4 protein-coding genes are annotated in these 3,432 nt (G+C 61.1%); 1 reads left to right on the top strand and 3 read right to left on the bottom strand.

Going from position 1 to position 3,432, the window contains the following annotated elements:
* The coding region (locus VL202_RS14015; RefSeq protein WP_325464720.1) for an SDR family NAD(P)-dependent oxidoreductase at positions 1–546 on the top strand (546 nt) is incomplete at its 5' end.
* A 26-nt stretch (positions 547–572) separates the two neighbouring features.
* Here VL202_RS14015 and VL202_RS14010 read toward each other — a convergent pair.
* The 3 genes from VL202_RS14010 to VL202_RS14000 are packed head-to-tail and all read right to left on the bottom strand — an operon-like array spanning position 573 to position 3,429.
* Entirely contained in the window at positions 573–1,658 is a 1,086-nt protein-coding gene (locus tag VL202_RS14010) for a sn-glycerol-3-phosphate ABC transporter ATP-binding protein UgpC (RefSeq protein ID WP_325464719.1), read from the bottom strand.
* Between the two features lie 6 nt (positions 1,659–1,664).
* Entirely contained in the window at positions 1,665–2,582 is a 918-nt protein-coding gene (locus VL202_RS14005; RefSeq protein WP_414692863.1) for a carbohydrate ABC transporter permease, read from the bottom strand.
* Positions 2,583–2,586: 4 nt separating this feature from the next.
* A complete protein-coding gene (locus VL202_RS14000; RefSeq protein WP_325464721.1) occupies positions 2,587–3,429 on the bottom strand; it encodes a sugar ABC transporter permease in 843 nt (280 codons plus the stop codon).
* Positions 3,430–3,432 lie beyond the last annotated feature (3 nt).

Genomic DNA, 3,432 nt, shown 5'->3' with positions numbered 1-3,432 from the left:
TGGGGACGGCTCGACTGCGTCATTGCCAATGCCGGCATCAACGGGGTATGGGCGCCGATCGACGATCTTCAGCCCGACGAGTGGGACAAGACCATCGCCGTCAACCTGCGCGGCACCTATCTGACGATCCATCACACGGTTCCCCATCTCAAGGCCGCGGGCGGCGGTTCGATCGTGGTGGTATCGTCGATCAACGGTACCCGCACGTTCACCACGGCCGGTGCGACGGCCTACTCGGCGACCAAGGCCGCCCAGCTCGCCATGGTGCAGCAGCTTGCGCTGGAGCTCGGTAAATCTGGCATTCGCATCAATGCCGTCTGCCCGGGTTTGATCGCGACGAACATTCCCGACAGCACCATCAAGCGCAATCAGGATGCCGCTCGCATTCCCGTCGTCTGGCCCGAGGGCGATATCCCGATCACCGGCGGTCGTCCGGGCGCCAGCGAGGACGTGGCATCGGCGATCGTTTTCCTGTCGTCCGATCTGGCGCGGCACATCACCGGCACGCCGGTGTGGATCGATGGTGGGCAGAGCCTGCTGCGCTGATCGCAGGCCCGGGTCGGGGAGCGCGCTCACAGCCGCTCTCCCGCCTCGTCGAACAACGAGCTATGGGCGATATTGACATGAACTTGGCATTCTTCTCCGATGACGGCCACCTGATCGGCGGAGATGCGGATCGAAAAGGTCTCTCCCGCCACGGTGCCCCAAAGAAGGGTGTCCGGTCCCATCGGCTCCTCGATCGTGAACAGCGCCTTTAGCGGAGCGGCGTGGTTTGAAGATGGCTGCAACTGCGCCTGCTCCGGGCGAATGCCGAGGGTGGCGGGTTGTCGATCTTCCACGGGCCGGCGGAACTGATAGCCGGTGAGATCGATTTCCGTACCGTCCGTCAGTCTGAAAAGAGAGGCCTCGTCCCGGCGATGGATGGTTCCCGTCAGAAAATTCATCTGCGGAGAGCCGACGAAGCTGGCGACAAATCGATTGATCGGGCGCTGGTAGATTTCCTTTGGGGTCGCGAACTGCTGGATGACCCCGTTGTGCATGACGGCGACCCGATCGGCGAGCGTCAGTGCCTCGACCTGGTCATGTGTGACGAAGATCATCGTCGAGCCGAGGCTCTTGTGAAGCCGCTTGATTTCTACCCGTAGCTCCGTGCGCAACTTGGCGTCGAGGTTGGACAGTGGCTCGTCGAACAGCAGGACATTGGCGTCGCGCACCAGCGCCCGGCCGATCGCGACGCGTTGTCGCTGCCCACCGGACAGCTGGGCCGGCTGTCGCTTCAAAAGTGGCTCGAGCTGCAGGATGCGGGCGGCGTCCGCGACGCGCCGGGCGATCTCCGCCTTCGGTGTCCCGGCCATCTTCAGCCCGAAGGACAGATTGCCTTCGACCGTCAGCCGCGGATATAGCGCATAGGACTGAAATACCATGCCGATGCCGCGATCATGCGGTTCGGACCACGTGACGTTGCGGCCGTTGATCCAGATCTGGCCATCGGTGATGTCGAGCAAACCGGCAATGGCATTGAGGAGTGTGGATTTGCCGCAGCCGGAGGGCCCGAGGAGCACGATGAATTCGCCCTCCGCAATCTCCAGATTGAGGGTTTCGAGCACATTCAACGCACCGAAGGTGATTTTCAGGTTTCGTATGGAAACGCTGGACATGAAGACTTACCCTTTGACTGCACCTGCGGCGATGCCCCGAACGAACCAGCGGCCGGAAATGAAATAGACGACCAGGGGAACGGCCGCGGTCATGATGGTGGCGGCCATGTTGACGTTGTAGGCAATCTCGCCCTCGGTCGGCGCCACGAGATTGGTGAGTTGCACCGTCATCGGCCGGTTGGCGAGACCGCCGAAGGTCAGGCCCATGATGAAATCGTTCCAGATACCGGTGACCTGGAGGATGACGGCCACGACCAGCATGGGCACGGACATCGGCAGCATCAGCCGGAAGAAGATCGAGAAGAATCGCCCGCCATCGACGCGCGCAGCCTTGAAGAGGTCGATCGGTATGCCGGCATAATAGTTGCGGAACAGCAGCGTCATCACCGGCAATCCGAAGATGACATGCGTCAGCACCAGCGCGTAGATGGTGCTGAACATGCCTGTGGCGGAATAGATGCGCACCAGCGGATAGATGAACACCTGGTAGGGCAGAAAGGCACCCATCAGCAGCACTGCAAACAACAGGTTCGCGCCGCGGACCCGCCAGAAGGAAAGGGCATAGCCTGTCAGCGCGCCAACGAAGATGGAGAGGAAGACTGAGGGTATGAGGATCTGGACGGAATTCCAGAACCCAGGGCTGATGCCCCGGCAATCGAGACCGGTGCAGGCGCTCGACCACGCTTTCACCCAGGGTTCAAAGGTCATGTCCATCGGCAGGGCAAAGATCCCGCCCGCCCGGATCTCGGCCATCGGCTTTACCGAGGTCACGACCATCACATAAAGCGGCAGCAGGAAAAACAGCGCCGATATTATCAGGAAGGCATAGATGCCCAGACGTGCGGGACCGAACCTTTTCGGCGCGCTGCCTGTCGGTCCCTCGCCGATCGGCGTGCTTGCAATGTTATGGAGTTGAGCGGTCACGGGGCTATTCCTTCGGCCGTTCGGCACGAAAATACTCGGCATAAAGCCATGGTGTCAGCACGCAGAGCACGGTGATCAGCAGCGTGGTGGCGGCAGCCGTGGCCAATCCGATGTTCTGTCGCTGGAAAAGGTAGTCCATGACGAACTTGGCGGGCACGTCCGACGAGAAGCCTGGACCGCCGCCGGTCAGCACCAGGACGAGGTCGTAGAGTTTCACAACGCCGAGCGAGAGCAGGACGGTGGCACTGATGAAGCTCGGCCGCAGCATTGGTATGACAATGTGAAGATAGAAGCGCCAGGGCTTGATGCCGTCGATGCGCGATGCCTTCCAGAGATCCTGGTCTATGCCGCGCAAACCGGCCAGCATGATCGCCATCACAAGGCCGGCTGCATGCCAGATACCGGCGAGGACCACGCAATAGATTGCGGTTTCCTTCTGCACGATCCAGTCGAAGCGGAAATTTTCAAAGCCCCATCCGCGCACGGTTTCCTGGATGCCGAGCGTCGGGCCGAGAATCCACTGCCAGACGAGGCCGGTGACGATGAAGCTCATGGCATAGGGATAAAGAATGACGGTCCGCAGAAAGCCCTCGGCGCGCACGCGCTGGTCCAGCGCGACCGCGAGCAGAAAGCCGAGCGCCAGAGAAATGCCGATCATCAGGACTCCGAACAATACCATGTTCTGAAGCGAGGTGAGCCAGCGGTCGGAACCGAACAGCCTGACATACTGCGAAATCCCGGCAAAGCGTGCGACCGGCAGCATCCGGCTGTCGGTGAAGGAAATGCCGATTGTCCAGATCATCGTGCCGACATAGGCAAAGACCACGATCAGGATGGCGGGTGTCAGCCC

The organism is Pararhizobium sp., from assembly GCF_035497515.1.
Taxonomy (GTDB): Bacteria; Pseudomonadota; Alphaproteobacteria; order Rhizobiales; family Rhizobiaceae; genus Pararhizobium.
This window is presented reverse-complemented; position numbering and strand designations above follow the sequence as displayed.